Origin of the sequence: Archangium gephyra (assembly GCF_049060025.1) — a bacterium.
Taxonomy (GTDB): domain Bacteria; phylum Myxococcota; class Myxococcia; order Myxococcales; family Myxococcaceae; genus Archangium; species Archangium gephyra_A.
Genome location: NZ_JBMEQQ010000002.1, coordinates 7,943,220 through 7,969,013, shown reverse-complemented (window position 1 = coordinate 7,969,013; position 25,794 = coordinate 7,943,220). Strand labels below are relative to the sequence as shown.

Annotated in this window: 19 protein-coding genes and 1 pseudogene; 3 read left to right on the top strand and 17 right to left on the bottom strand. The window is 71.2% G+C overall.

The annotated features are described in order from the left end of the window. Positions 1-13 precede the first annotated feature (13 nt). Positions 14-772, top strand: a complete 759-nt coding sequence (locus ACN28I_RS34955; RefSeq protein WP_420946237.1) for a hypothetical protein — start codon at positions 14-16, stop codon at positions 770-772. On the opposite strand, the gene ACN28I_RS34950 is transcribed toward ACN28I_RS34955, so the two are convergent. The 8 genes from ACN28I_RS34950 to ACN28I_RS34915 form a co-directional block, all read right to left on the bottom strand. Next, positions 747-1,430, bottom strand: coding sequence for a hypothetical protein (locus tag ACN28I_RS34950; protein WP_420946236.1), 684 nt, complete (start codon positions 1,428-1,430; stop codon positions 747-749). The genes ACN28I_RS34955 and ACN28I_RS34950 overlap by 26 nt on opposite strands. A gap of 64 nt (positions 1,431-1,494) precedes the next feature. Beyond that, positions 1,495-2,523: a mannosyltransferase family protein gene (locus ACN28I_RS34945; protein WP_420948776.1), complete on the bottom strand. Its 1,029-nt coding sequence runs from the start codon at positions 2,521-2,523 to the stop codon at positions 1,495-1,497. A 131-nt stretch (positions 2,524-2,654) separates the two neighbouring features. Continuing rightward, complete coding sequence (locus ACN28I_RS34940) at positions 2,655-3,938, bottom strand: MFS transporter (RefSeq protein ID WP_420946235.1); 1,284 nt, start codon at positions 3,936-3,938, stop codon at positions 2,655-2,657. A gap of 81 nt (positions 3,939-4,019) precedes the next feature. Further along, a complete protein-coding gene (locus tag ACN28I_RS34935; protein ID WP_420946234.1) occupies positions 4,020-4,595 on the bottom strand; it encodes a HutD family protein in 576 nt (191 codons plus the stop codon). 310 nt (positions 4,596-4,905) lie between these two features. Continuing rightward, a complete protein-coding gene (locus ACN28I_RS34930; protein ID WP_420946233.1) occupies positions 4,906-5,688 on the bottom strand; it encodes a hypothetical protein in 783 nt (260 codons plus the stop codon). Positions 5,689-5,797: 109 nt separating this feature from the next. Further along, positions 5,798-6,196 carry a hypothetical protein gene (locus ACN28I_RS34925; protein ID WP_420946232.1) on the bottom strand — a complete coding sequence of 133 codons (399 nt, stop codon included), beginning with the start codon at positions 6,194-6,196 and terminating at the stop codon, positions 5,798-5,800. A 13-nt stretch (positions 6,197-6,209) separates the two neighbouring features. Beyond that, positions 6,210-6,716 carry a hypothetical protein gene (locus ACN28I_RS34920; RefSeq protein WP_420946231.1) on the bottom strand — a complete coding sequence of 169 codons (507 nt, stop codon included), beginning with the start codon at positions 6,714-6,716 and terminating at the stop codon, positions 6,210-6,212. A 95-nt stretch (positions 6,717-6,811) separates the two neighbouring features. Further along, positions 6,812-8,848 (bottom strand): hypothetical protein, encoded by a 2,037-nt coding sequence (locus ACN28I_RS34915; protein WP_420946230.1) that lies wholly within the window; start codon positions 8,846-8,848, stop codon positions 6,812-6,814. 190 nt (positions 8,849-9,038) lie between these two features. Between ACN28I_RS34915 and ACN28I_RS34910 the strand changes: the two are divergent. Beyond that, positions 9,039-11,595 (top strand): annotated as a pseudogene (locus tag ACN28I_RS34910) (M1 family metallopeptidase). A gap of 108 nt (positions 11,596-11,703) precedes the next feature. On the opposite strand, the gene ACN28I_RS34905 reads toward ACN28I_RS34910, so the two are convergent. The 5 genes from ACN28I_RS34905 to ACN28I_RS34885 all read right to left on the bottom strand — a co-directional run bounded on the left by ACN28I_RS34905 (position 11,704) and on the right by ACN28I_RS34885 (position 18,816). Then, the gene (locus ACN28I_RS34905; RefSeq protein WP_420946229.1) at positions 11,704-12,837 is read right to left on the bottom strand and encodes a hypothetical protein; all 1,134 of its coding nucleotides are present in this window, start codon (positions 12,835-12,837) and stop codon (positions 11,704-11,706) included. A 63-nt stretch (positions 12,838-12,900) separates the two neighbouring features. Continuing rightward, positions 12,901-14,769 (bottom strand): Ig-like domain-containing protein, encoded by a 1,869-nt coding sequence (locus ACN28I_RS34900; protein ID WP_420946228.1) that lies wholly within the window; start codon positions 14,767-14,769, stop codon positions 12,901-12,903. After that, positions 14,684-15,709 (bottom strand): hypothetical protein, encoded by a 1,026-nt coding sequence (locus ACN28I_RS34895; RefSeq protein ID WP_420946227.1) that lies wholly within the window; start codon positions 15,707-15,709, stop codon positions 14,684-14,686. The genes ACN28I_RS34900 and ACN28I_RS34895 overlap by 86 nt, the downstream gene beginning before the upstream one ends. 395 nt (positions 15,710-16,104) lie before the next feature. After that, positions 16,105-17,733, bottom strand: a complete 1,629-nt coding sequence (locus tag ACN28I_RS34890; RefSeq protein ID WP_420946226.1) for a serine/threonine-protein kinase — start codon at positions 17,731-17,733, stop codon at positions 16,105-16,107. Between the two features lie 15 nt (positions 17,734-17,748). After that, a complete protein-coding gene (locus ACN28I_RS34885) occupies positions 17,749-18,816 on the bottom strand; it encodes a DUF2804 domain-containing protein (protein ID WP_420946225.1) in 1,068 nt (355 codons plus the stop codon). Positions 18,817-19,031: 215 nt separating this feature from the next. Between ACN28I_RS34885 and ACN28I_RS34880 the strand changes: the two genes are divergently transcribed. Then, positions 19,032-20,603: an SDR family NAD(P)-dependent oxidoreductase gene (locus tag ACN28I_RS34880; protein ID WP_420946224.1), complete on the top strand. Its 1,572-nt coding sequence runs from the start codon at positions 19,032-19,034 to the stop codon at positions 20,601-20,603. A 6-nt stretch (positions 20,604-20,609) separates the two neighbouring features. Here the strand turns inward: ACN28I_RS34880 and ACN28I_RS34875 are convergent, their stop codons facing one another. From ACN28I_RS34875 to ACN28I_RS34860, 4 genes are all read right to left on the bottom strand, one after another. Continuing rightward, on the bottom strand, positions 20,610-20,873 hold the full coding sequence (locus ACN28I_RS34875) for a mersacidin/lichenicidin family type 2 lantibiotic (protein WP_420946223.1): 264 nt from the start codon (positions 20,871-20,873) through the stop codon (positions 20,610-20,612). Between the two features lie 94 nt (positions 20,874-20,967). Next, positions 20,968-23,109, bottom strand: a complete 2,142-nt coding sequence (locus ACN28I_RS34870; protein ID WP_420946222.1) for an ATP-binding cassette domain-containing protein — start codon at positions 23,107-23,109, stop codon at positions 20,968-20,970. Next, positions 23,109-24,980 (bottom strand): ATP-binding cassette domain-containing protein, encoded by a 1,872-nt coding sequence (locus tag ACN28I_RS34865; RefSeq protein WP_420946221.1) that lies wholly within the window; start codon positions 24,978-24,980, stop codon positions 23,109-23,111. The genes ACN28I_RS34870 and ACN28I_RS34865 overlap by 1 nt, the downstream gene beginning before the upstream one ends. Then, a complete protein-coding gene (locus tag ACN28I_RS34860) occupies positions 24,913-25,794 on the bottom strand; it encodes a cysteine peptidase family C39 domain-containing protein (protein WP_420946220.1) in 882 nt (293 codons plus the stop codon). The genes ACN28I_RS34865 and ACN28I_RS34860 overlap by 68 nt, the downstream gene beginning before the upstream one ends.

Here is a 25,794-nt window from a genome sequence, read left to right as displayed (position 1 = left end):
AGGCTCGGGGACGGTGCTCTCGCTCACATTTCCCGTCCTCGCCGCCGCCTCGTCCCTCGTCCTCGCCCAGGCCCCCGGAGCGGCCCAGGCCGACCTCGCCCGCGCCCGCGAGCTCGCCGGCGCCCTGCGCTACGAAGAGGCCGTCGTCGAGTACCAGCGCTACCTCGGCCACCCGGACCGGCCCTCGGCCGAGCGGGCCCAGGCCCTGCTGGAGCTCGGCTTCATCCACCTGCTGCTGGAAGACCCGGTGAACGCCGAGCAGCGCACCACCGAGGCCCTGGAGCTGGACGCCTGGGTGAGGCCGCCCCCCGACGCGCCCCAGAAGCAGAAGGACCTGCTGGAGCGGGTGCGGGCGATGCTCGCCGCCCGGCCGAAGCTGGAGGTGCTGCCGCGCGAGGACGCGGGGCGGCCACAGTTGGTGCGCGCCAGCCTGAAGGACCCGAGGGCGCGGGCCAGCGAGGTGCTCCTGCGCCACGCCCCCGTGCCCGGGGGCCCCTACCGCGCCACGCCCATGGTGTGCCAGGGCGACACGTGCGAGGGCGAGCTGCCCGTGCCCCCGCGCGCGGCCTCCTTCACCGCCTGGTACTTCCTCGAGGCGCTCGACAGCCAGGGCAACACGGTGGCGCGGGCGGCTAACCCGCTCGCGCCGCTGCAGCTCTCGGTCATCCAGCGGAAGGCCTGGTACGAGAGCCCGTGGGTCTACGCGGGCGGCGCGGCGCTGGTGGTGGGCGCGGCGACGGTCTTCTTCATCGCCTCGGACCCGAGGAAGTAGGCCGCCGGGGCGCGGGGAGCGCGAGGGAGCGGTACACCTTCGACTCGGAGAAGGTGGGGATGTCGGTGGGGCGCCGGCTCCACCAGTTCATCACCAGCGTCACCCGCAGGCGCGAGGTGCCCGGCAGCTTCCCGGTGGGAATCTGGTTGTCGGCATCCAGCACGCCGTGGGTGAGGTCCCCCCGGAAGTAGACGAAGCGGTTGGGCCGGGGCGCGGCGAGGTCGAACGCATCCGTGTCGGGGGCGAGGGAAGGATTGTCCTCGCAGGGCAGGGCCTTGGTGACCGCGAGCGCGCCACCACGGACACTGTTCATGAAGAGCAGGGAGGTGAAGCGGGGGTGCACGAGCGGGCCGCCGCGCAGGGCGAGCTTCTCATCGCGGTCCTGGTGGAAGTCCACCTGCACGTCGGTGGTGCGCATGCGCGAGAGCCACCACTCGACCCCCGCGAGGCCCCGGCGCAGGGGCACGCGCGGACGCAGCGAGAGGATGACCTGCTCGATGACGTTGGTGGGCTCGCCAAGCTCGAACCAGAAGGTGGTCTGGTAGGTCTGACGAAGGCGCTCGGTGCCCAGGGCGCGGACCTTGCGCCACAGGCGGGAGAAGTCCGCGTCGGGCAGGGCGTGGTCGTGGATGTGGACGAGAGGGGCGCGGGGCGGCATGGCGGGGCGACTCTACGCCAACCCGGGCCGCCCCTCGCCGTGTCAGCGCAATTCGAGCGCCTTGTCAGTAGGCCCAGAGGCCAATCACGAAACCGTGCGTCACCCGGTGGTTGAGCCACAGGGTGAGGAGGGCCACGGACCAGCGCAGCCAGGCCGGGCGTGCGGCGATCCAATCGCCCAGCCGGAACAGCATGGGGAAGAGCACCGCGCCGAAGCGGAACGCGTTGTGGAAGTCTCCCTGCGGGAGCATCACGGCCAGCGACAGCACCCCGTAGGCGAAGAGCGGCCGGCTCTGGCGGAACAACGCCACCGAGGCCACGAACAGCAGGGCGACGAAGACGCCTCGCAGGAGCGACCACCCGCGGAGCACCTGCCCGGGGTTGCCGTACCAGAGGGTGCGCAGCGCGCCCCACGCGGAGTCGGCGTGGCCCCATTGTGACTGGGCATGAATGTGCGCGAGCGGGTCCCCGGACGCGAGCCACTCGAAGGCAATCAATCCTCCGTACGCCGCGAGCGACAGGGCGCCCAGGCCCGCGAAGCGGATGAACTTCCGCCCCGCGTCCGCGCGCTCGGCCAGCAGGAGCGCCGCCGCCACCGCCACGAACACGCCCTGGTTGCGCGTCCACACGCACAGCCCGGCGAACAGCGCCGTCCACCAGAACCGGCCCGACCAGGCCGAGGCGAACGCGCCGAAGGACAGCAGCAGGAACAGCGCCTCCGTGTGGTGCGAGTGCAGGGCGAAGCTGGCCGGGCTGAAGAGGAAGAAGAACCAGCCCCACACCGTGCGGGGCGCGAGCGGAGTGGCCGTGCCGCGCGACGCCTCCCAGCGCCGCACCCCGAAGACGAAGGCCAGCAGGAAGGCCGTGGACAGCGCGCAGCCCAGCACCTGCGGCGGCACCGTGCCCCCCAGGAGCGTGTGCACGAGCCCCACCGTCAGGGGGTAGAGCGGCAGGAACGCCCACAGCGGCGAGACATAACCCTGCGTCACCAGGGTGGTGTAGTGGGCCGAGTCCCAGCGCTCCAGGCCCTGGAGCAGCGGAAAGCCCCGGTGGAAGGCGGTCCACGCCCACAGGCCGAAGTGGTGCACCAGCATGAGCACCGGGAGCCACGAAGCGGCCCGAAACTCCGGACGCGCCGCGAGCCCGGCCACGCCTGGCGATGTGCCCGTACTCTCCCCGGCCGCTGCTGGCATCGTCGCCACCCTACCAGCGCCCGTGAGCGGGCTCATGAAGTCGTGCTGGCGGCCTCGGGCCCGGCGTTCCCGGGCAGGGGCTGACGGGCCGCCTCCTCCAGATGGTCCACCTGCCGCAGCTCGGGGAAGGCCCAGGCCCAGAGCCCCACCACCACCAGCGTCCCCACCGCGCCCGCCACCACCGCGGGCACCACACCCACGTGCTCGGCGAAGGCACCGGCGCGGAACTCACCCAGCTCGTTGGAGGCCCCCACGCACATCATGTTCACCGCGCCCACGCGGCCCCGCATCTCATCCGGCGTGGCCACCAGCTCCAGCGTGCTGCGCACCACCACGCTCACCATGTCGGCGGCCCCCGCCACCGCCAGCGCCAGCACGGACAGCGGCAGCGAGCGGCTCACCCCGAAGACGAGCGTGGCCGCGCCGAAGATGGCCACCGAGACGAACATCTTCCACCCGGCCCGGCCTCCCAGGGGACGCACGGCGAGGATGACGGCCACGAGCGCCGCGCCCGCCGCCGGTGCACTGCGCAGCACCCCCAGGCCCCACGGTCCGGTGTGCAGCACGTCGCGCGCGTAGATGGGCAACAGCGCCACCGCTCCGCCCAGCAGCACCGCGAACAGGTCCAGGGTGATGCTGCCCAGCAGCATCCGCTGACGGCGCACGAACCGGAACCCCGCCAGGAGCGTGGAGACGGAGAACGCCTCGCTGGAGGCGCGGCCCGTCCTCACCTTCAAGGTGAGGATCCACACCACGGTGAGCGCGCACAGGACGGCCGAGCCGAGATAGGAGCCGGTGGCGCCCGCCCATGCATAGAGGGCTCCACCCACGGCGGGACCGGCGATGGTGGCCACCTGCCAGGTGGTGGAGTTGACGGCGATGGCGCGCGAGATCTCCTCGGGGGGCACCAGGTGGGGCGTGATGGCGGAGCCCGCGGGCGCGTAGAAGGCACGCGCGGTGCCGAAGAGCACCAGCACCCCGTAGACGAACCGCACGTCCTGGATGTGGCCCAGGGAGAAGGTGAGCAGCAACAGGCTGCACAGCAGCATGACGCCCTGGCACACCGCGAGAATGACGCGCCGGTCGACGCGGTCGGCCACCTGGCCGCCAATGATGCTGAAGGCGAGGAAGGGCAGGAACTGCGCCAGCCCCGTGTAGCCGAGGGCCAGGGCACTGCCGGTCATCTCGTATACCTGCCATCCGATGGCCACCGACTCGATCTGCACGGCGAGCACCGCGCACAGGCGCGCCAGTTGGTAGAGGCGGAAGTCACGGTGACGGAAGACGGAAGGAGCGGAGGCGGCCGGAGAAGACATGCTGGAGGGCGGCTCTAACGCACGCTCCGCCCTCTCGCCAGCCACACCGTGAGCAGGCGAGCTGGAGAGCGACAGGTCCGCTCATGGAGCGGGCGAGCGCAGGTGGATGGCCGCCACGACGGTCCCCTGGTCGCTCTTGAGAGACAGGGACTCGGGGGCTTCCAGCCAGAGCGTCTCCGCCCTGGCCAGCGCTGTCCCGGCCACCGACACCTCGCCCTCCAGGACATGGAGCAACACGGTCCTCGCGCCCGCGAGCGGACGTGTTTCCCCCGGGGCCAGCAGAACCACCGCCAGCGAGCCCTGCGCCAGGGCCCGGTCCACCATGAGGTTGAAGTCCCGCACCGGACCGCCGAGCAACCGGCATTGGATCTCTGCCTCACCCGGAAACGCGAACGGCTGCCAGCGCCGGTCGAGCACCACCTCCCGCTCGCCACCGAGGGTCAACGCCACCCCCGCGCCGTCCAGGATCATCAGGGTGCGGTCTACGCCCGGGAACACGGAGAAGGGCCCGGACGCTCCGACGGTGGCGACGGACAGGCGCGCCAGGAAGCGGCCCGGGTCGGACGGATGGGGAAGCTTCAACAGCTCGCGAGTGACCCCACCCCCGTTCTTCCAGGGCATGTCGCGGTAGTCGGCGGGTCCGAGTCGTCTCATCATCCCTTCGTGTCTCCCAAGGGCCAGTCACGGCATGCGCAGGCAGGCCGCAGAGTGCCAGGGATGCTCATCCCAGTGGGAGTGTCCGGCAGATTCTTGGACATCGTCACGAAGCGACGCGAGGGACAGCTTCCGGGCACGAACTCGAGCAACTGGTCCGATTGTTGGACCAGTTGGAGCACCGCGCAGCCGGAAGGTCACCCCGGTCGAGCTGCCAGGCATCTCTGCGGGGCATCGCGGATGAGGCCCCGCCATGACGCGGGGACACCGCTGCGGGGAGGGAGACCGCAAGAGGACATTCGCGCCGGGCGGACTACTCCTGGATGGATTGCGGCGGACGCGGGGACCGCTCCCCCACCACCGCGTAGCATTTGCCCTTGTACTCGACGGTGTCCTCACAAGGCGGACGCTTCGTCAGTTCCACCCAGCAGCCGCCGTTGATCTCCACCTCTCCCCTTCGGGGCTTGCACGGCGGCTTCGCCTGGTTGGAGTAGGGCTTGTCGGGCATGGGGAAGGCAATAGCGTCCGGGAGGGTATCGCTGCCGTTGACCAGACTCATATCGGGAGGCGTGGTGTGGGCCACGGCATCCCCGGCGAGGGCCATCCGTTCATCGCCCTCGGGGGCCGGAGGACGCCACCAGAAGGCCGCGGCCACCGCCACGATGGCGACTCCTGCGGCGGCCAGCGTCCACCGGGAGCGTAGCAGCCGGCGCGCGCGCCCGGTCCACCTGCGCCACGGCCCGATCGGTCCGCGCGTCAGATGGGTGCGCACCTCGTCCCTCTTTTCCAAACGCTCCACCGCGGAGGTCAGCAGGTCGAGCATGGCCGACAACTCCGGCACCTTGCCCGTGGAGGGCGCGTGCTCCACCGCCAGTGCGACATGGGGAGGCGCCACGTGGGAGGAAACGCGAACCTGCCAGGCCTCGGTGGGCTCCCAGTCAGCGCCCTGGCCCGGCATCACCACCACGACGGGCTCGCCCGTGTGAACGTCGTGGGCCTCGTAGACACGGCCCAGATCCGCCCCCATGTCCTTGTACCGCCTGCCGAGGTGGAATGCCCCCAGCCGTCCACCCTTCCAGGTTGCCTTGTCCGCCATGCGCGGTCACCTCCTGCCCCTCCCTCTACCACTTCTCAAGGCGGCAGGCAGCACAGGATTCATCGAGTCACTTCTGGGAGGTACGGCAGGTTGTGAAATGCACTGACACCTACTCCGAATCGGGAGGACTCATTCGATCCAACTCTTCCGGAAGAGGGGTGGGACGGAACCTCAACCCCTTCGCATCCCGCGTTGGAATCACGCGGAAGCCCTCGCCAGCGATCTTGACGAGGTCACCCTCGTTGGCCTTTCCACTGGCGAGCCACTCGTCCGCCTCCTCACTCGTCGCGAATACGTGAGAAGGAACGATGTAGTCAGCTGCAGGCGTATAGAACTTCCGGAAGAATTCGCGATAGTCGTCCAGCCTCTGGCTCTCACGGACATAGAGCAGCGCCACCGCGGCGACTCGGATTGCCTCATCCTCTGGCGATCCCTCTTTGTATTTTTCGTTCACGGTCCGCAAGCGTTCGAGGACCGAGTCAACATCGAAGTCTTTATTGTATATCACTTCCGCATCCTAATCAGAGAACAAGAGGAGCCAGAACCAGAGCACCAGAACCGCCCGTCGCGAGAACGAAGGTAACACCAGCCACGATGACGACAGTTCCAATCGCCACCTCGGCCTTGTGTCCCCTGATCCAGTCAATCGCCTCGTCCATGCGCGAGAATTTCAATTTCTTCTGTTTCTCCGCCTCCTCTTTCTGCTTCTCGTCCTCGCACTCATTGAATGCCCTGTTGCAATCCTGCTCACAGCGCTCGTGATACCAGCCGCTCTGTGGCTTGTTGTGTGGCCACGGATAGCGCTTGTCCCAGCACCTCTTCATGCATTGTTTGAATTCGTCGTTGCAATCATGGCCTCCGGCACCGCCACTTCCGAGTGCGGAGCCAACTCCATCCGTGCTCTCGGAAACGACATAGATCCGGGACTCTGGCCGTTGCGAGTGAGCGCACCCCACGAAGGCCATTGCCAAAGCGGTCATCACAAAAATCCATCTCATTTCCCTGACCATCTCCTTGCCGCCTTGCATGGAGCTGCTCCCACATACGCAGCTTTGATGGTACGAGCCCCAGTTTTCGGGCCCACACGGAAACGCATGCTCTCCCCATGACACGGCAGCAGTTGTCAGTTTTGGGACATCAATGCATTGCCCCTGGTGTGATTTCGCCGCCCAGAACGAAGGCACAGCAATCCCAGCACCCCCAGGCTCACGAGCGACACCGTCAGCCCCGTGCGGAAGGAACCCGGGCGGTAGCGCAGCTCCACCCGCCGCTCGTCCCCTCGCAACGCGACGGCTCGCAGCCCCTCGGCCTCGAGCACTGGCACCGGCCGCCCGTCCGCCTCCGCCTCCCATCCGGGGAACCACGCATCCCGCACCGTGAGCCGCTCGCCGCCCCGGGGCAGCACGAAGGCCAGCCGCGAAGGCGTGTCCACCTCGGGCTCCAATTCCAGCCGCTCCCCGCCCGACTCCAGCAGCGCCCGCCCTGGCCGCCCCAACCTCACCGCCAGGTAGCTCTCATTCTGGAACAGCACCTCTCCCGGGTACGCCGCGCGCTTCGCCTCGTCGTCGATGACCACCACCGCCGCGCCGAGCAGCGCCGCCGCCCGCTCCGGCTCCTCGCGCACCAGCCGCTTCACGTACGCGGGCGCGGGCACCACGAAACCCTCGAGCGCGGCGAAGCCTCCCGCCATGTTCGCGTTGGGCACGCCCACCTCGCACGCCTCCGCCCGGTGCGCGACGTCCACCCGTCCCCAGTCGATGTCATAGGCCACGCGGCCCTCGGGCCGGAAATCAGGAGACGGACGGCACGGCGCGCCTCCACTCCGGTTCGCCAGCGTCCCCACGCCCTGCTGGAACACCGCGCACTCGAGGACGATGACGGCCGCCACCGCCCACCCGCGCGGGGCCGGAGCCAGCCGCCGCGAGGCCAACAGCGCGCCGCCCATCAGCCCCACCCACGCCAGACTCACCGCCCAGCCCGCTCCCGCGCCCGCCACCGCCAGGGCACACGCGCCCAGCAGGCCCACCATGGCGAACACCGCCCCCGGCCGCCGCGTGGTGGCCGGCCTCCCCCGCTCCCACGCGGAGAAGCCCGAGGCCAGCGCCAGCGCCAGCAGCACCGGCAGCGGCGAGAGGAACTTGATGGGAAAGCGGAACAGGCCCGCGCCCGGCACCCACCGGTGGAACGCCGTGAAGAGCCCTCCCGCGTCCCCGAGCGCCAGCAGCACGAGCACCCCGCACACCACCGCGAGCCGCTTGCGCCGCCACAGCCCGAAGGCCGCCAGGAGCAGGATGCTCGCGCCCACGAAGAGCACCGATTGGAAGCTCTGCGCGCCCGAGCGGTCCGCGCCGAAGCGGACGAAGGGCAGCGCCAGGTCCAACACCTCGGCCGGTGACAGCGCGAAGCTCGTGGCCTCGCCCACGCCGATGCCCGTGCCCCGGTCCGAGCGCACGAGCAACTCCAGGAACGGAATCCACGTGGCGGCGGACAGCCCGGCCCCGAGCCCCACCGCGCCCAACGTCCACCGCGTGCGCTTCCAGAGGCACCCCGCGAGCCCGGCCAGCGCGAGCAGCGTCAGCTCGGGGGAACCCGCGAGCACACTGCACGCCACCAGCACCCCGAGCAGCACCATGCCGCGCCGGGTGGGACGGCGCGCCAGGAGCCGCCCCGAGCCCCACACCCATGGCACCCAGCTCAGCCCGCAGAGCATGTTCGGGTGGGCGTAGTGCTCGACGGCCAGCGGACTGAGGCCCGCGGCGAGCCCGGCCAGCACGGCCGCGCGGCGGCTCGCCCCCGAGTACCGCGCCAGCCGCCACGTCCCCAGCCCCAGCCACACCAGGTGCGCGAAGAGGAAGGGGCCCAGGACGCGCTCGGGCGGCGCGAGAAGGAAGAGCAGGCTCGGTGGGTAGAGCACCTGCGTCTGCAGCTCGGCCAGGAACGGGTGGCCCGCGAGCAGCAGCGGGTTCCACAGCGGCAGCGCGCCCTGGAGCAACTGCTCGCGCAGGAAGGAGGCGTTGGGCAGGAAGAGGAAGAGGATGTCCGGCGACACCGGCTGCCGCGCGAGCATCGTCCCGTGGCTGATCAGCAGGGCCAGCACCACGGAGGCGCAGGCCAGCGGCACGGCGCGGGCTCGGTCCGATGGGTTCTTGGACTGGGACATTCGAACCGGTGGGGGGAAGACCCTCACCCTACCCCTCTCCCAGAGGGAGAGGGAACCTCCCAGCCGTCACGGGGCCGACGAATCCCGGAAAAGCCCCCGGGGCCGAGCCGTCACCCGGTGGACGCCAGACGCATGACGCCTCCACTCATTGACGAGCGCCCGCTTGCACTCCCGCTAGAGTCGGCTCCCTATGGCGCACGTAACCGACGACAAGAACTTCCGGCTTCCCCTCACCATCCGTCCCCGGCGGTACGCGGCGACGGTGACGCTCGACATGGAGGCCAAGAGCTTCACGGGCCAGCAGACCATCGAGCTGGAAGCTCGAGAAGCCCTCCAACGAAATCATCCTCCACGCCATCGCGCTGCAGCTCGGCGAGGTGACCTTCCGGGGTGGCGACGGCAAGCGCCTTGAGCCCCGGGAAATCCAGCCCGTGCAGGTCAGCGAGACGGTGGTGCTGCGCTTCGCCGAGCCACTGCCCGCGGGCGCGGCGACGCTGGACGTGGCGTGGACGGGCCGCTTCACCGAGGGCCTGCGCGGCCTGTACGCGGCGGGCAAGGTGGCGGCGACGCAGTTCGAGGCGGCGGACGCGCGGCGGCTCTTCCCGTGCTTCGACGAGCCGGCCTTCAAGGCGCGCTGGGCGCTCACTGTGCGGGTGCCTCCGGGGCTGACGACGCTGGCCAACGGCGCGCTGCTCAAGGACGAGGAGGACGGCAAGCTGCGCAAGCTGACCTTCGCGGAGACGGAGGTGCTCAGCTCGTACCTGGTGGCGCTGGTGTGCGGCCCGCTGGTGGGCACGCCCGAGGAGAAGGTGGAGGGGATTCCGGTGCGCACGTGGGCGCTGCCGGAGAAGGCGCACCTGACGCGCTTCGGGCAGGACGCGGCGCTGGCGGCGCTGCCCCGGCTGCAGGACTACTTCGGGCTGCCCTACGCCTTCGGCAAGGTGGACCAGGTGGGCATCCCCGACTTCGAGGCCGGCGCCATGGAGAACGCGGGCCTCATCACCTACCGGGAGATCGCCCTGCTGTTGGACCCCGCCACCGCGCCGCTCTCCGTGCAGAAGCGCGTGGCCGAGGTGGTGACGCACGAGCTGGCGCACCAGTGGTTCGGCAACTGGGTGACGATGGTGTGGTGGGACGACCTCTGGCTCAACGAGGCCTTCGCCACGTGGATGGCGTACAAGATCGTCGATAGCTGGAAGCCGGACTGGCGCGTGTGGCTGGACTTCGACGCGGGCAAGGCGGCGGCGCTGCACCTGGACGCACTGCGCTCCACGCACCCGGTGCGCGGCGAGGTGCGCAACGCCAACGAGGCCGGTGAGAGCTTCGACCTCATCACCTACGAGAAGGGCGGCGCGGTGCTGCGGATGCTCGAAGGCTTCCTCGGCGAGGAGCCCTTCCGCGAGGGCATGCGCCAGTACATGCGCAAGCACGCGCGCTCCAACGCGGTGGCGGATGACTTGTGGCGGGCGCTGGCGAACGCCTCGTCGCAGCCGGTGCTGGAGCTGGCCAACGCCTGGATTGGCCAGAGCGGCTACCCGCTGGTGTCGGTGTCGCTGGAGGGGCGGACGGTGACGCTCTCGCAGCAGCGCTACTACTCGGAGCCGGGGGTGAAGAGCGGCGAGCGCTGGCCGGTGCCGATGGTGCTGCGCTTCTCGGACGCGGGCGGGGTGCGCGAGCAGCGGGTGCTGCTGCGCGAGGCGCAGACGAAGGTGACGCTGGAGGGCTCGGGCGAGGTGAAGTGGCTGTGCGCCAACGCGGGCTCCACGGGCTTCTACCGGGTGCAGTACGACGCTCCGGCGCTGGAGCGGATTTCGGCGAGCGTCACGGCGCTGGCGCCCTCGGAGCGCATCTCGCTGCTGGCGGACCAGTGGGCGCTGGTGCGCAGCGGGCAGGCGCCGGTGGCGGCCTTCCTGGACCTGGCGGGCCGCTTCGGCAACGAGGAGGACGACGCCGTCCTGGACGAGCTGGTGGGCCGGCTGGCGTACGTGGAGGGCCGGCTGGTGGAGGGCGAGGACCGGAAGCGCTTCCAGCAGTGGGTGGAGAAGCTGCTGGGGGCGGGGCTGAAGAAGCTCGGCTGGAACGCGGCGCCGGGGGAGTCGGACCGGGTGAAGCTGCGGCGCGCGGCGCTGGTGAGGGCGGTGGGAGGCGTGGCGCGCAGCGCGGAGGCGCTGGGCGAGGCACGGCCCCGGGTGATGCGGATGCTGGACGGGGACAAGGGCGTGTTGGAGCCCAACCTGCTGGACGTGGCGGTGGCCATGGTGGCGCGCTCGGGAGACCGGGCGCTCTACGAGAAGCTGCTGGAGAAGATGCCGGGGGAGCCGGATCCGGCGACGCAGCGGCGCTACCTCATGGCGCTGACGTCCTTCGAGGACCCGGCGCTGGCGGACGAGGCGCAGAAGCTCTTCTTCACGGACAAGGTGAAGATGCAGGACGTGTCGAGCTTCGTGACGGGGCTGATGGCCAACCGGACGGGCCGGGACGCGTGGTGGGCGGAGATGCGGAAGCGCTGGCAGGACGTGCTCGGCAGGACGGGCCGGGCGCCGATGCTGCTGCGGCGGGTGGTGGAGTCGATGGGAGCGCTGCGCGAGCGCAAGCAGCTCGACGAGGCGAGCAGGCTGCTGACGTCGAGCCCGGTGGAGGAGGCGAAGCAGGCCACGGATCAGACGCTGGAGAAGCTGGCGCAGGACGTGGCCCTGCGCGAGCGCGCCATGCCCGAGGTGAGCGCCTGGCTGAAGCGTCAGCCGTAGCGTCGAAGCCTCGCTGAACCACGACCCATGAATCCCTCACCCCACTGAGTCACCACCCCTCTCCCCTCGGGAGAGGGACAGGGTGAGGGTGCCACGCCCCCCGGGTTCCTACCCCTGGGGATCCACGTCCGGAACCGGCTCCTGCTGCTCCGGGTTCTCGCCCGTGCGCTCCCCGCCGCCGCGCGGCAGCGTGAGGTGGCGCACGATGGCGGCATCGACGGCGAGCAGGCCCGGGAGGAAGAACCAGGGCCCCACGGAGTAGGCGCTCATATTCAGCACGAACCACATCGTGAGCCAGATGGCGGCGAGGACGAGCAGGAGGGGGTGGAAGGCGGACAGGCCGCGGTGGCGCACGGCGGAGCACGCGAGCAGCAGCAGCGTGAACAGGGTGTACGTCGAGAGGGGCAGATCTCCGCCGGACAGCCCCGAGACATGCAGGGTGCCACGCGTCCACGGGAGCAGGAGCGCGAAGGTACAGAGGACGACGCCCGCGACCACCCAGCGGTGCAGCCGTGGACCGGAGCCGCCATCCACGCCGTCCGTGTCCTCGTCCCTGTCCGCGAAGTAGCGCCAGCCCTGGTCGTAGCCGAGCACCGTGCCGGCCAGCATCCACACCAGCGAGATGGGCCCGAGGCCCAGCATCAGCACGGCGCACGTGCAGATGAGCAGGGCGAAGGTCTGCGCGATGCCCGGGTGGCGTGTGTCCCTCGGAAGGGTCGCGAGCGCCGACGGCAGGGGGCGGACGGGCGGGATGCCCGGCTCCTGGGCCTCGGGCTGGCTGAGGAGGCGCCACTCGTTCACGGCGACGAGCGCGCCCCACGGCAGCACCACCACCGCGCCGAGGAACCCGATGCCCGGCACGGCCGGAATCAGCGAGAGCACGAGGGCCAGGCCCACGAGCCCCAGCCCGAGCAGCGTCAGCGAGCCGCCCGGCAGGTGCGAGCGCAGGCGCGGGTCATCCAACACGCTGCGGAAGGCGGCGCCCACCTGTCCGGCCACGGCGAGCACGGGCACGGACACCTTGGTGAGCAGCTCCTCCAGCCGCTCGAGGGGCGAGGGACGCGGTGGCTCCTGCCACGCGGGGTCATCCGGGTTGTAGTCCTGGTTGTAATCGTAGTCCCCCGCGCCGTAGTCCTGGGCACCGCCGTTGGGCGGGTTGTTCGGGATTTCCTGGCCACACTCGGGACAGAAGTACGGCACTTCATTGCCAAAGGGGTGGCCACAGCTCGAGCAGGAGTTCATGGGGGGGAATCCGAAGCGGGGCCCCCAGTCTAGGCCAGGGAAGCCCCGCGGCGGTACAGCCCCCTACTCGTAGGCGGCGGCGTAGACGAGGTTGCTGGAGAAGCCCCCGCCATTGTCCCGGTACCACACCGTCATCGCCGCGCCCGTACCGTTCGCTCGGACCCTCGGCCGCTTGGAGGTGCCGCCGTGGTACGGCTCCATCTCCACGAGCGAGTTGATGGCGGTGGCGCCCTCGGGGTAGCGGGCCGCGAATACCTGGTCGATTCCATACGTGTTCTCCACCCAGACGAGGTGGAAGTTGCCCTGCCCGTCCGACGCCACCGCGGGCTGGCTGGCCATCCGGGTCCCCAGCGGGATGGACCGCCACCCTTCCTCCGGGACGAAGCGCGAGACGGAGAGGACCCAGCTGTCGAAGGTGGAGCTCGGCCGGGTCCAGACGGCCATCGCCCGCCCCCACCGGTCCAGGGCGAGGGCCGGGTCATCCCCTCCCGGTGGAGCATCCCCCAGCCGGGTGGGCGCCGTGCTCCAGCCCTCACCGGGGACGAAGCGGGTGGAGAGGAGGGAGGCGCTCGGGCCGGCCTCCGAGGAGCCCCGGAACAGGAGGAACGCCGAGCCATTCGCGCTCAGGGCGGCGGACACCGAGGTGCCTTCACCCGAGGCGGCGGCCTGCTCCGGCGGCGTCCACCCCGAGCCGGGGACGTAGCGGCTGGCGCGTACGCGCACGGTGCCTCCGGTGTCCGGCTGCAGCCACGCCGCCACCGCGCGCCCGGAGCCCTCCAGCGCCAGGGCCGGCACCGTGGTGGCGCCCGCGTCCGGCTCCAGCAGCAGGGGCGCGCCCCAACCGCCGCCCTTCACCAGGCGCGCGGCCCAGAGGCTCTCGGCGGTCCCGTCCGACTGCCGCCACACGACGAGCGCGTTGCCCTCCGCGTCCACGCCCACCCGCGGCGTGCTCACCGGCTCGGCGCGTGTGTCCAGCAGGCGCGGCTCGCCCCAGCCCGTGCCGGGGGTGTACTCGGCCGCGTAGAGGTCCACGCGCGCGCCGTGCAGCTCCCACACGGCCACGCCGAAACCGGCCTCGTTCACCGCCACCGCCGGGCGCTCCACATCCCCCGGGTGGACGGTGTCGAGCTCCCGCGCCGGCTCCCAACCCCCGTAGGGCGTGGAGCGGCTGGCGAAGGGACGGTAGGCCCCGCTGGCGGTGCCCTGCACCCAGACGGCCAGCGACTGGCCCTGCCCGTCCACCGCCACGTCCGGGAAGAGCCCGGGCCGCATCGAGCGCACCTCGCGCGGCGCCTGCCACACGCGGCCCCGGGTGGTGAAGGTGAGGCTCACGGGCGATGTCATCACCCGCCCGGCCGTGTCCTTCACCGTGGCTGACAGCGTCGCGCGCACCGTCTCGCGGTAGGGCAACGGGCTGACGGGGGTGAAGGCACAGCTCGTCACCGAAGCGGTACAGGCCACCGTCGTCTCCACGGGCGCGCCATTCACCTCCAGCGTGAGGCTGCCGGGCGTGAGGCTGGAGGCGTCCACCGGCTCGTTGAAGGTGAAACGCACGGGCGCGAGGATGTCCACCTCCGACGAGCCCGTCGCGGGCGTGGTGCCCGACACGGCGGGCGGCGACAGGTCCACCCGGAAGCCATCGGACGACACATGGGGGCTCCAGTTCCCCGCCCCGTCCTTCGCGCGGACACAGTGGAAGTAGCTCTTGTTGTCGGAGAGCGAGAGTCCGGTGAGCCGCGCGGTGGTCTGCGTCGTGGTGCGAGGCGAGGGCAGGCCGGACGGAGCAGCGCCGGAGCAGATGGCGGACGCGGAGAGGTAGTGCTCGTACTGGACGATGCCGTGCAAATCAGTGAAGCCCTCCCAGCGGGCCTCGGCGACGTTGGCCACGAGCTGGTGGCGCAGGTCCTCGCCCGGGCCGTCCGACACCTTCACGCCCTCGAGCCTCCGGCGGCACGTCGTCATGCACATAGGTGATGGGCCCCACGCACGGGGAGCGGTTGCCCGCCGCGTCCTGGGTGAGCAGGTGGAAGGCCGTGGCCCTGTTCTCGGGGACGGAGGTGGTCACGCTGAAGTAGGAGCCGACGGAGCCGGTGGCGGCCGGAGTTCCCGTACAGCCGCCGCTGGTGAAGAGGAGCACCCGCATGCCCGTCTGCCCGTCTCCCATCACGGAGACGGAGGTGACCGAATTGGGCGAGGTATGCGAGAGCGCCAGCCCCGTGGGTGCCGTGGGCGGGGTGCTGTCCTCATCGTAGGAGCCCGCGCTCTCGCAGTCGCCGGTGTTGCCAGCCGCGTCGATGGCCCGAGCGCCGAAGTAGGAAGTGCTGTCGTCCTTCACGGAGAAGGGGACTTCGAAGTGCCCTTCGGCATCCACCGGAACGGTGAGGAGCGCGGGGTTGTAGCAGTAGGAGCTTGAGAAGAGCTCGACCCGGGTGCCCGGCTCGGACGTCCCCGAGAGCACGGGGGTGTTGTGGTTGGCGGGGGATTTCGGGGTGAAGGCCAGGAGCCTCACGTCGGAAGGCGGCTTGCCGTCATGCTCCAGGGTGAAGACGTCCGAGCATCCCGAGGGGTTGCCCGCCGCGTCCCGAACGCGCAGGAAGAGCAGATTCGTGGCGTTGGCCGTCACCGGCACCTTGAGGGAGGCGGCGCCCGAGGCATCCACGATGGCGGTGGCCAGCTCCAGCCCCGAGCAGTCCGCGCTGGCGTGGGCGGCCACCCGTCCGCCGGGCTCCGCCAAGGCCCGCAGGGTGGGTGAGGAGGCGTTGGTCAGCACGGGGTTGTCCGCGGCCCAGGAGGGCACCTCGGGTGCGCGGCTGTCCTCGGTGTAGACGAAGGGCTTGGAGCAGCCGGAGGAACGCCCGTCCTCGGCCCGCACGGACCGGAGGCTCAGGGTGGTGGTGGAGTCGTCCTCGACGGAGAAGCTCGAACTCCACGAGTCCTTCGTCGTTCGTGCCGGTCTGCAGGAGCGGCGTCCCCTTGCAGTCCGCTTGGGTGAAGACCTGGACGGTGGCTTTCTGCCAGGTGCGAGCCCGCAGGCGCGGGAGGTTGTCGTTGGCCACCGCCGGGTTCTCCTTCTCCCAGGACGGAGTGCTCGGCGTCCCGCGCCCACACCCCACCCCCAGCAGTGCCACGCACAGCCCCAGGGCCCATCGAGACATCGTCAGTCGCATGCGTCTTTCCCACGGGACCGGCGGGACCTCGTCCGCCACGTCCACCTGTCTTCGCCGGAGGTATTGCGCCGGACCGTGCCGGGTGGATCCCCACTCAGCCTCAGTAGCTCACCGAGCAGCCCTTGCCGTCGAAGTGGACGAACGCGCGGCGCTCGGGGAGCACCTTCACCTCGCAGCTCGACGTCTTCCCGGAGGAGAGGAACTGCAGCGAGTAGCGGCCCGCGCTCCAGCGCCGCCGATCGACCGGGAGCTCCTCGAACTCGCCCCCGGGCAGCTTCACCTGCACCTTCCCCTGGAAGCCGGGGGCCGGGCCGATGCGCAGCGCGCCCACGCCCGACAGCACCTCCTCGGCGGGTGCCGGAGCGGAGGCCGCCACCGCGTGGGCCTGCTCCCGCGACCGCTTGGGCTCACGCTTCGGACGAGACACGGCGGCCACCGGAGCGCTCGGCGGCTCCGGCCGGACTTCCGGGGCGGGCTCCGCCGCGGGGGGCTCGGAAGGTGCGGAGGGCTCGGGGACTGGAGCGGGCGCTAGCGCCTCGGCCACGGCCGTGGGCGGCGCGGGCACGGGGGCGGGCGTGGCCACCGGAGTCACGGGCACGGGCGGCGCCACGGGCGCGGGCTGCTGGCGCGAGAGGATGAAGGCGCCTCCCGCGAACGACAGCGCCAGCCCCACCACCACGCCCGCCACGGGCGCCCACACCTTGCGGCCTCCCGGGAGGCCGCGGGCCGCCGGAGCGTGTGAGGCCGTCACGACCGCGGGCGCCGCGGCCGCACTTCCCCGGGCCGCCCGGCGCGGGCTCGTTTTCGAGACGAAGACGGACTCCCCCTCCGCCCGCACGTAGCCCGTGAGCGAGCCGGGGCCCACGGGCAGACCGGCCGCGAAGGCCACCGACTCCAGCTCCTCGCGCATGGTGCGTGCGTCGGCGTAGCGCTCCTCGAGCTTCACGCGCATGGCGCGATCCACCACGGAGACGAGGCCGCGCGGCAGCTCCGGGCACACGCGCGAGAGCGGCTCCCAGTCACCCCGCACCAGCGCGGTGTTGCGCGAGATGAGGGTGGGGTACGCATCCAGCGGGCCCACGCCCGCGGCGAGCTGGTACAGGGTGACGCCCAGCGAGAAGAGATCGCTCCGCCCGTCGAGCAGCTTGCCCTTGGCCTGCTCCGGCGAGAAGTAGCCCGCCTTGCCCTTGGTGGAGCCGGCGCGGGTGAGGTTGCGGTTGGTGGCCGCCTTGGCGATGCCGAAGTCGATGAGCTTGAGCGTGCCGCCGGCCGAGAGCATCAGGTTCTGCGGCGACACGTCCCGGTGCACCAGGTTGGGCCGCTCGTGCACCGCTTCCAGCGCCGCGCAGGTGGCGATGCCCACCGCCAGCAGCGCCTCGTCGGTGAAACGCTCGCCCCGTTGACGCAGTGCGCGCTCCACTTCCGTGAGCGACACGCCGGTCACCAGCTCCATGGCCATGTAGAGCAGCCCGTCCGCATCGCCCACCTCGTAGATGTGGACGATGTTGGGGTGGCTGAGGGTGCAGGCGGTGCGCGCCTCGTCGAGGAACATCTCGCGGAAGTCCTCGGACTCCGAGTACTCCGGCCGGATGACCTTCAGCGCGACGGGGCGGACGATGCCCCCGGTGAGGGACTGCTCGGCGAGATAGACCTCGGCCATGCCGCCCTGCGCGAGAAGGCGGATGACGCGGTAACGGCCAACGGTGGTCCCAGGCTCGATGGAGGACAAGGCCCCCCGAGCCTATCACCACAGCATGTCTTGATCCTCGGTGACGCCGGGAACCCCGGACAACCGGTGCGTCTGGCCCTCCACCCGCACCGTGCCCTCGAAGAGGCCGAGCGGCTGGGCGAAGTGGCTCACCACCACCTTGAAGTCGTGGTCCTCCCGGTGGACATAGAGGGGCTGGAAGCGCAGATCCACCGCGCCGTCCTCCGTCCGGATGCGCCAGGGGCTCATCAGCTCGTTCCGGTCGTACTCGAAGTGCGCCCGGCCCAGCGAGAAGAGCCGGGAGCCCAGCCAGAGGGCGTTCTCGTTGATGCCGGTGCTCTCGTTGAAGCCCTCGACGAGGTTGATGCCGACCGGCGTACCGTCCGCCAGCCTGCCCGCCAGGAAGGCCCACCGCCAGGCGGTATGCCGCGCCAGGTAACCCTGGGTGTAGTCCGTGCCGCCCACACCGCCGTCCATCCGGAAGCGCTTGCCGCCCGCCTCGAGGCTGCCGAAGGACAGCATGCCGCAGCGCTTCTGGGTGACGTTGACGAAGCCATCTCCCTCCACGGGGGCAATCACCGTCAGCGCCGGAGGGCCACCGGCCACGAGCAGATCTCCATTCCACTGGAAGGACTGGAGGCTGCCGGTGCGCAGCCGGCTCACATCCACCTGGAGGTGGTAGCGCTCATCGTCCTCGCCGCGGCGCGCCGTGAGCCGCCCGCCGAGGGTGCGGAACGAAGCCGTCAGCCCCGCGCCGGGCTTGTCGCCCACCTCGGCCAGCGGGCCGGGGGCACCCAGGAAGCTCACGTCACAGAGGGGACGCTGCTCCTTGAGATCCAACGCCACGGCGAAGGCGTTGGCCGAGTAGCCCACATCCACCACCGCGAAGAGGGCGAGCACCTCGGGCGTGGCCGCCAGGGTGTAGTGCCAGCGCTTGCGTTTGAGCAGGCGGGCGGGAGCCGCGGCGGGAGCCCACCGGCCCTTGAGCCGGGAGAGATCCACCTCGGGCAGCTCGCCCTGGTAGGTGCCGAATCGCGGTTCACCGGACGCCGTGGCCACGGAGGCCGGCGCCGGAAGGAGATCCATTTCTCGCTCCGGTGTCATTTCATGCCCAGGGTGGGCCTTCTCCTTCCCATCTGCCACCCGGCCCCCCGGTACGACGGATCACTCGCGCACAGAACGCCGCCTGGAGTGTGCGGGGGTGGACCCTTATGGGAACCACGGCAGGTGCCCGGCCGCACGGCTCCCCTCCCTCCCACCGGGCCCGGCCCCTCCGTAGCCCTTTTCTCCCGCCGCCCCGGCAGGTATGCACCGGTGCGATGAAGAACGCCGAGCAAGCCCAACTGCCCCCCTCCAGGGAGCCCCGATCCACCTTGTCGCTGGAAGAGGTGCACCAGGTCACGCGCCTCCTGGAGGCGATGGCCGAGCACCGCATCCTGCTCAACGGCGTCCCCGAGGAGGATCGGAAGGCCTTGCTGGCCGCCGCCGGCCGCCTGGTGCACCCGAATCGCGACGAGAAGTCTCGGCTCCAGAAGGCCCTGAGGCGCGAGCGCAAGGAGACGAAGCGCGAGCACGACCGCGTCATCCGCGCGACGACGGAGATCCGCTCGCTGCGCCGCTCCCCCGTCTTCACGGTGCCGCAGCTTCCTCCGCCGCCGCCCTCGGAGCAGGGCCCGGAGCGCATCCTCGAGGTCCCGCGCCGCTGCTACGTCTGCAAGACGGAGTACCGCAAGCTGCACTTCTTCTACGACACGCTGTGCGTCGAGTGCGGGGACTTCAACTACGCGAAGCGGACCCAGCGGGCGCCGCTGTCCGGGAAGGTCGCGCTCATCACCGGCGCGCGCGTGAAGATCGGCTATCAGGCGTCGCTGATGCTGCTGCGCTCGGGCGCGCGCGTCATCGCCACCACGCGCTTCCCCCTGGACTCGGCAGAGCGCTACGCGCGCGAGCCCGACTTCGCGGACTGGTCGCACCGGCTGCACATCCACGGGCTGGACCTGCGGCACGCGCCCAGCGTCGAGCTCTTCGCGCGGCACATCGAGCAGGCGCACCACCGGCTGGACATCCTCATCAACAACGCGGCGCAGACCGTGCGCCGTCCGCCCGGCTTCTACGCGCACCTGCTGGCGGGCGAGCAGCGCCGCATCGATGAGCTCCGCCCGGAGCTGCGCCCGCTGCTCGCCGGACACGTGGAGTGCGTCGCGTCGGTGCAGCCCACCCTCGGACCGGGCGAGGACGCCTCGTCGCTCATGCCCACGTGGCGCAGCAGTGATCCGGCCATCGGCATCCACTCGTCCGCCGCGCTGTCGCTGCTCCCGTATGCCCTCGAGCAGGAGGGTGACACGAGCGCCCTCTTCCCCCAGGGCCGGCTGGACGCGGACCTGCAGCAGGTGGACCTGCGGGAGATGAACTCCTGGCGGATGAAGCTCGCGGACGTGTCGACGGCCGAGATGCTGGAGGTGCACCTGGTGAACGCGGTGGCGCCCTTCATCCTCTGCGGCAAGCTCAAGCCGCTGATGCTGCGCGACCGCTCCTCGCCCGGCCACATCGTGAACGTCTCGGCGATGGAGGGCAGCTTCTCGCGCGGGACGAAGACGGACAAACATCCCCACACGAACATGGCCAAGGCCGCGCTGAACATGATGACGCTGACCTCCGCGCCGGATTACGCGAAGGACAACATCTTCATGAACGCGGCGGACACCGGCTGGGTCACGGACGAGGATCCGGCGCAGCACTCCGAGCGCAAGCAGAACGAGCTCGACTTCCATCCGCCGCTGGACATCGTCGACGGCGCGGCCCGCGTGGTGGACCCCGTGATGACCTCGGAGAACACCGGCCAGTTCGTGTGGGGCAACTTCTTCAAGGACTACCGCCACACCCCGTGGTGACGGCCCTCAACAGGGGGTGACGAACGTGCAGCCCAGGGCGCTGGGACAGGCGTCGATCGCACTGCACGGGTAGTCGGTGAATTGCTGGTGGGGATTGCCGCGGGGAGGGCAACGGCGCGCGCCCCCCACCGCGTCCGACAGCTCGTCCTCGCCGAGCTCGGTCACCGGCTTGCCGGACGGGAGTTCGGGGAGCGCCGCCCGCTCCTCCGGGGAGAGGCTCGCGCGGAACGCCGGATCCTTCCACGCACGGATGATGGTCTCTGCTCGCATGCAGTCCTCCTGGCTGGTCCTCTCCGGGTGGAGAGGACACGTCCAGGTGGATGGAGTTGCCTCGCGACGTATGTGACACGGCCGTCCGAATTCCTCAGGGATGCGCGATGACGATGAGCGTGGACGCCCGGGCCTCCACACACGCCATCACCTTGCGCATCGTCACGGGATCCAACGCACCGAACGCCTCGTCGAGCACCACGACCCGGGCCCGCTGAAGCAGCGCCCGCGCCACGAAGACCCGGCTCTGCTCCCCATGCGAGAGCTGCCAGCCGCGCTCCCCGACGAGCTGCATCAAGCCCGAGGGCATCCGCGCCAGCAGCTCCCCCAGCCCGAGCTCCTCACAGAGCACCCTCGCGTTGTTCAGGTCCTCGGGGGTGGGCGGCCACGACCGGCCCAGCAACAGGTTCATCGCCAGCGTGCCGGAGACCACATGGTTCTCGTGGAACTGGGGAGCACCGGCGATCTGCGCGCCCCACCCGTCCCGCGTCCACGTGGCCATATCCAGGCCGCCCAGCAGCAACAGCCCCGACCCGTGGCCTCGCAGCCCCGTCAGGATGGAAGCGAACGTGGACTTGCCCGAGCCTGACGGTCCCTCGAGCAGCACGCGCTCTCCGGCGCGCACGGCCAGCGAGGCCCGCTCGAGCACCGCCCGGGGAGCCCCCGCGTGCTTGAAGACCAGGTCGCGCACCTCGAGCAGGGCCTGGGTCTTCGGGGGCTCCGCCTCGGGCGCGGCGGGAGCAGCCGCCCCGCCCGTGGCGTTGGAGCTGGCGCGCCGGGCGGCCTCCAGGATGGGACGGACATTGCGGAACAGCACGCGCGCCCCGGAGAGCGCCAGGGCCCCCACGGACAATGCCCCCACGGCTCGCGCCGCCATCAGCGCGGCCCCCACGCCCACGGCGATCCTCGCGGTCGAGGCCCCCGCGAGCACGGCGGGGAGTGTCGCGATGATGACCACCGGGAGGAGTCCCCGCCGGGCGAGCGCCGACAACCGCGCCGTGGCCCCATCCAACTGCTCGGAGACCTCGGCATAGTGGGCCAGCTCCTGGTCCTCCGCTTCGTGCCACCGCTCCGGCCGCTCCTGCGCGAGCCGCGTCCGGTGGCCGAGCATGCGCTCGATGAGGGCATGCGTCATGGCGACCCGTGCCTCCGTCCACTGGCGGAAGCGCACCGACTGGCGCGCGACGAGCACCGCCAGCACGCCGCAGAAGCCTCCCAGGGCCACCAGTCCGTACCCACCCGCGGGGCCCGTCGCCATCACACTCGCCGCCAGCACCACGTCCACCACCGCCAGCAGACTGGCGAAGCCTCCCGTCAACGTGAGCTGCTCCAGCCCCGCGCTCTCGAAGGTCCTCCCGACGAATTCGCCCATTCCCCCACGCCGGGCCTCGTCCACGGGCAGCGCGAGCGCCCCCGCCAGCAACTGCCTGCGCAACAGCTCGGAGAGCTCCAGCGCCAGGGTTCCCTGCGCCCAGGCCAGCACCGCCTGGAGCGGCACCATCGTCAACCCCATGAGGGCCCAGGCCCAGAGCCATCCCGGGTCCAACCTCCCCTCGAACGCGCCGCGTCCCATCAACCACCAGCCGGAGAGCACACACACCTGGATGACGGCCGCCAGCAGGAGGAGCAGGAGCAGCCGCCGTCCGGCCTTCAGCGCCCGCAGGTGCTGGAGCATACGGGCTCCCGGTGGCAACCGGAGCGTGCGCGCGGCGAAGAGGTACACATGGGAGAGCTGCGCCCCCAGCAACGCCCGCCGGGCCAGGAGCCGCTGGGGCCCGTTCAGTCCGGTCCGCTCCAGGACGCGATCGGCCACGGGCCCCTGGAAACGCTCCACACGGGCCTGTGCGGCGGCAGTCAGCGAGGAGAGGGGAACCTCGTGCACCGACTCATCCGGGGCGAGGACCCGCGCGGTCCGTTCCGAGGAAGACAGGCGGAGCAGCGCGACCACCGAGGCCCCCCGGGCGCTCGTCATCTCCACGAGGGCCGGAGCCGCGCGGCACAGGGCACGCTCGACCTCATTGTGGCGCGTGTAGTGCGGCTGCAGCTCGAGCCCCAGCGTCTGGGCCATCGCGTCCAGCCACTCGCCCACGCGGCCCGGTTCCGCGGGCACCGCGCGCGGGAGCGCCGGGCGCGCAGGGGGCAGCGGCAACCGCGCCGCTCGCGCCAACGCCTCCATGGCCTCGCCCGCGCGCTCCAGCGGCCAGGCCACCGACTCCAGCTCTCCCACCCCGCGCATCACCCTTCCTCCCCACGCCGCTCGGTGAGCACGCCCTGATCCAGGACGAGCCGCCTCCACCCCTCCCGCCCGGACAGCGCCCGCTGCATTCCTTCCTCCTCCTCCAGCAAGGCGCGGTAGTGGGAGCCCTCGTGCGCCGCGAGCGTCCGGGGCGCGCCGTCCTCGACCAGCCTCCCTCCCTCGATGACCAGGACCCGGTCGAACGAGCGCGTCTCGGAGATGTCATGCGTGATGCAGAGCAGCGTGGCCCCCTCGAAGCTCCGCCGGGCCCGCTCCAGCAGCTCCGTGCGGCGGTCCCGCTCGAGCCCCCGGAAGGGCTCATCGAAGATGACCAGCCGCACCCCGGGCCGGAGCAACGCCCGCCCCAGGCGAACCCGCTGCCCCTCACCGCCCGACAGCAGGCCGCCCCCCTCGCCCAACCGGGTCTGGAGTCCGTCGGGCAGCTTGTCGAGCAGCTCGACGAGGTCGGCCTGGTGCAGCGCCTGCCCCACCCGTGGCAGCACCTCGGCCGCGTCGGCGCCATAGGTGAGATTGTCCACCAGCGGCTTGTTCCAGAGCGACACCTCCGGCTCCACCCACGCCGTCTCCCGCCTCAGCCGCCACAGGGCCTCTCCCTCCAGCGGCTCGCCATCCACCTCGACCCGCCCCGCGGCCGCCCGGTGCCAGCCCAGGAGGAGCCCCACCAGCGACGATTTTCCCGCTCCCGAGGCCCCCACGATGGCGATGTGCTCACCGGGCCGGACGGAGAGCTCGACTCCCCTCAACAGGGTGTGGCCCGCGGCCTTCACGTCCACCTGCCGCAGCGACAGGGCCACACCCCGGGCCAGCTCCGCCGGCCGCTCCGGGCGCGGCTGCGTGGCCAGCGCGACGGACGTGTCCACCTCGTCGGGAGCGAGCAGCGGCTCCATCATGCGGCCCGTGAGTGACGACGCGGCGGGGTACTGGCGCAACCCCTCGGAGATCTGCCGGCCCAGCGTCACCAGGGCGAGCGCCCAGTAGACGAGCAGCAGGACGGCGCCGGGCGGGAGCCCTCGCGAGAGCGCGTGCATGACGATGGCCACCGAGCCCCCGGTGGCCGCGAACGAGGCGAGCGTTCCGGCGGTGATGCCACGGCGCAGCAGGGTGCGGGCCGCGGAGGTGAACTCGTGCAGCGGTTCCTCGTGGGCCCGGCAGAGCGTGGGCCCGGCCCGGTGCGCCCGCAGCGCCACGGCCCCGCGCAAGGCATCGAGGTAGAAGCCCGAGAGCACCCCGTCGAAGTCCCGCATCCGGCGATCGGCGTCGAGCAGCGAGCGCTGGGCGAGCAGGGGAATGGCGAGCGGCAGCCCACCCGCCAGGACGATGAAGAACGCGCTTCCCGGGGCCAACCACAGCAACCCCACGAGCGTCACGAGCAGCTCGGCGGAAGCACGCAGCAGCGAGACCGCGAGGGTCGGCACGGTGCGCACCTGGTGGATGCCATGGCAGCGCTGCGCCATGTCCGAGACGAGCCGGCTGCGGAAGTAGCGGTCCCCCAGGCGGGGAATCTTGTCGAGGAACGCGAGCCGGAGGCGGAGCTCCAACCGCCGTCCCAGGTGGAGCGTCCCGAGCGAGAGGGGCAGCTCGAGCATGAGCAGCACCCCCAGCAAGCCGAGCAGCGTCACGACCCCGGCGAGCCGCTGCCCCGAGGTCGTGAGATAGCGCCCCGCGTCGATGACTCCGCGCAGGAGCAGGGCCTCCAGGAAGCCGCCCACGGCCGCGGTCATCCCCACGGCGGCGAGCACCGCGGGCGTGAGCACGCCATCCCGGCGCAACAAGCCCACCAGCTCACGCAGGGGGCGGGTGGGAGCCTCGCGCAAGGCGGCCTCGAGCTTCCGGCGACAACGGGGGCTCATCCTCCCCGCGCTCTCCGCGCAGCCCCCGGGCCTTGACGCACACGGCGCCACGCAAGATGAGCTGCCCGGCATCCGGCTTTCCCACCGCCGTCCAATAGGAGGAAGGGATGACCTCCTCGGCACGCCCCTCCTCCAGGGCCGAGCGCACCTCGCGCAGGAGCTGCTCGAGGAACCCCGCCACCGTGTCTCCCCGCCGGAGGCCGTCGCCATCCACGAGCGTCCGGACCAGCCGCGCCGCCGCATCCAGGCAGGCCAGGCTCTTCCAGGAGGAGTCCCCGAGGGCCTCGGAGACCAGCCGCTCCGAGACGGGCCCGCCCACGAGCGAGGACACCCTGCTGCGCAGGCCCGCGAGAAACTCCTCCGTCCCGGCCCACTCGCGGAAGGCCTCGGCGGACACGGGCATCGCGTGCACGAAGAGCTGGTCGAGCAGCTCGTTCACGGACACCCACCGCCGCCCCAGCGCCGGGTCCATGACTTGAACCAGGTGGCCCCACCGCTTCCAGAGCACCACGAAGTGCAGGTTGCCGTTGCCGAGGCTCACCACCACGAGGGCCGGCAGGGCCTGGGTTTCCTCGAGGAGGAGCTGATCCCTCGGGAGCATGGACTGCTCGGCGTCCAGCCCGAGCGTGACGGCCAGCTCCTCGAGCGTATCGATGGAGGTGCCATCAACGTCGGTCTGGCAGGACTCGCGGAGCCGTCCGTAGCTGACGGGCACGCCGAAGCCGCCGAGCAGGGACTTGAGGGCCGCCGGGCCGCAGTCCATGGCCGAGGTCTGGATGACCTCCGGGATGAAGAGACGTGGTGTACCCGCCAT

What these genes read in the sequence shown, in the direction of transcription:
- ACN28I_RS34950 (WP_420946236.1), bottom strand. Translation starts at nt 1,430, where the DNA reads ATGCCGCCCCGCGCCCCTCTCGTCCACATCCACGACCACGCCCTGCCC.
- ACN28I_RS34945 (WP_420948776.1), bottom strand. Translation starts at nt 2,523, where the DNA reads ATGCTGGTGCACCACTTCGGCCTGTGGGCGTGGACCGCCTTCCACCGG.
- ACN28I_RS34940 (WP_420946235.1), bottom strand. Translation starts at nt 3,938, where the DNA reads ATGTCTTCTCCGGCCGCCTCCGCTCCTTCCGTCTTCCGTCACCGTGAC.
- ACN28I_RS34935 (WP_420946234.1), bottom strand. Translation starts at nt 4,595, where the DNA reads ATGATGAGACGACTCGGACCCGCCGACTACCGCGACATGCCCTGGAAG.
- ACN28I_RS34930 (WP_420946233.1), bottom strand. Translation starts at nt 5,688, where the DNA reads ATGGCGGACAAGGCAACCTGGAAGGGTGGACGGCTGGGGGCATTCCAC.
- ACN28I_RS34920 (WP_420946231.1), bottom strand. Translation starts at nt 6,716, where the DNA reads ATGCAAGGCGGCAAGGAGATGGTCAGGGAAATGAGATGGATTTTTGTG.
- ACN28I_RS34915 (WP_420946230.1), bottom strand. Translation starts at nt 8,848, where the DNA reads ATGTCCCAGTCCAAGAACCCATCGGACCGAGCCCGCGCCGTGCCGCTG.
- ACN28I_RS34905 (WP_420946229.1), bottom strand. Translation starts at nt 12,837, where the DNA reads ATGAACTCCTGCTCGAGCTGTGGCCACCCCTTTGGCAATGAAGTGCCG.
- ACN28I_RS34885 (WP_420946225.1), bottom strand. Translation starts at nt 18,816, where the DNA reads ATGACACCGGAGCGAGAAATGGATCTCCTTCCGGCGCCGGCCTCCGTG.
- ACN28I_RS34880 (WP_420946224.1), top strand. Translation starts at nt 19,032, where the DNA reads ATGAAGAACGCCGAGCAAGCCCAACTGCCCCCCTCCAGGGAGCCCCGA.
- ACN28I_RS34875 (WP_420946223.1), bottom strand. Translation starts at nt 20,873, where the DNA reads ATGCGAGCAGAGACCATCATCCGTGCGTGGAAGGATCCGGCGTTCCGC.
- ACN28I_RS34870 (WP_420946222.1), bottom strand. Translation starts at nt 23,109, where the DNA reads ATGCGCGGGGTGGGAGAGCTGGAGTCGGTGGCCTGGCCGCTGGAGCGC.
- ACN28I_RS34865 (WP_420946221.1), bottom strand. Translation starts at nt 24,980, where the DNA reads ATGAGCCCCCGTTGTCGCCGGAAGCTCGAGGCCGCCTTGCGCGAGGCT.
- ACN28I_RS34860 (WP_420946220.1), bottom strand. Translation starts at nt 25,794, where the DNA reads ATGGCGGGTACACCACGTCTCTTCATCCCGGAGGTCATCCAGACCTCG.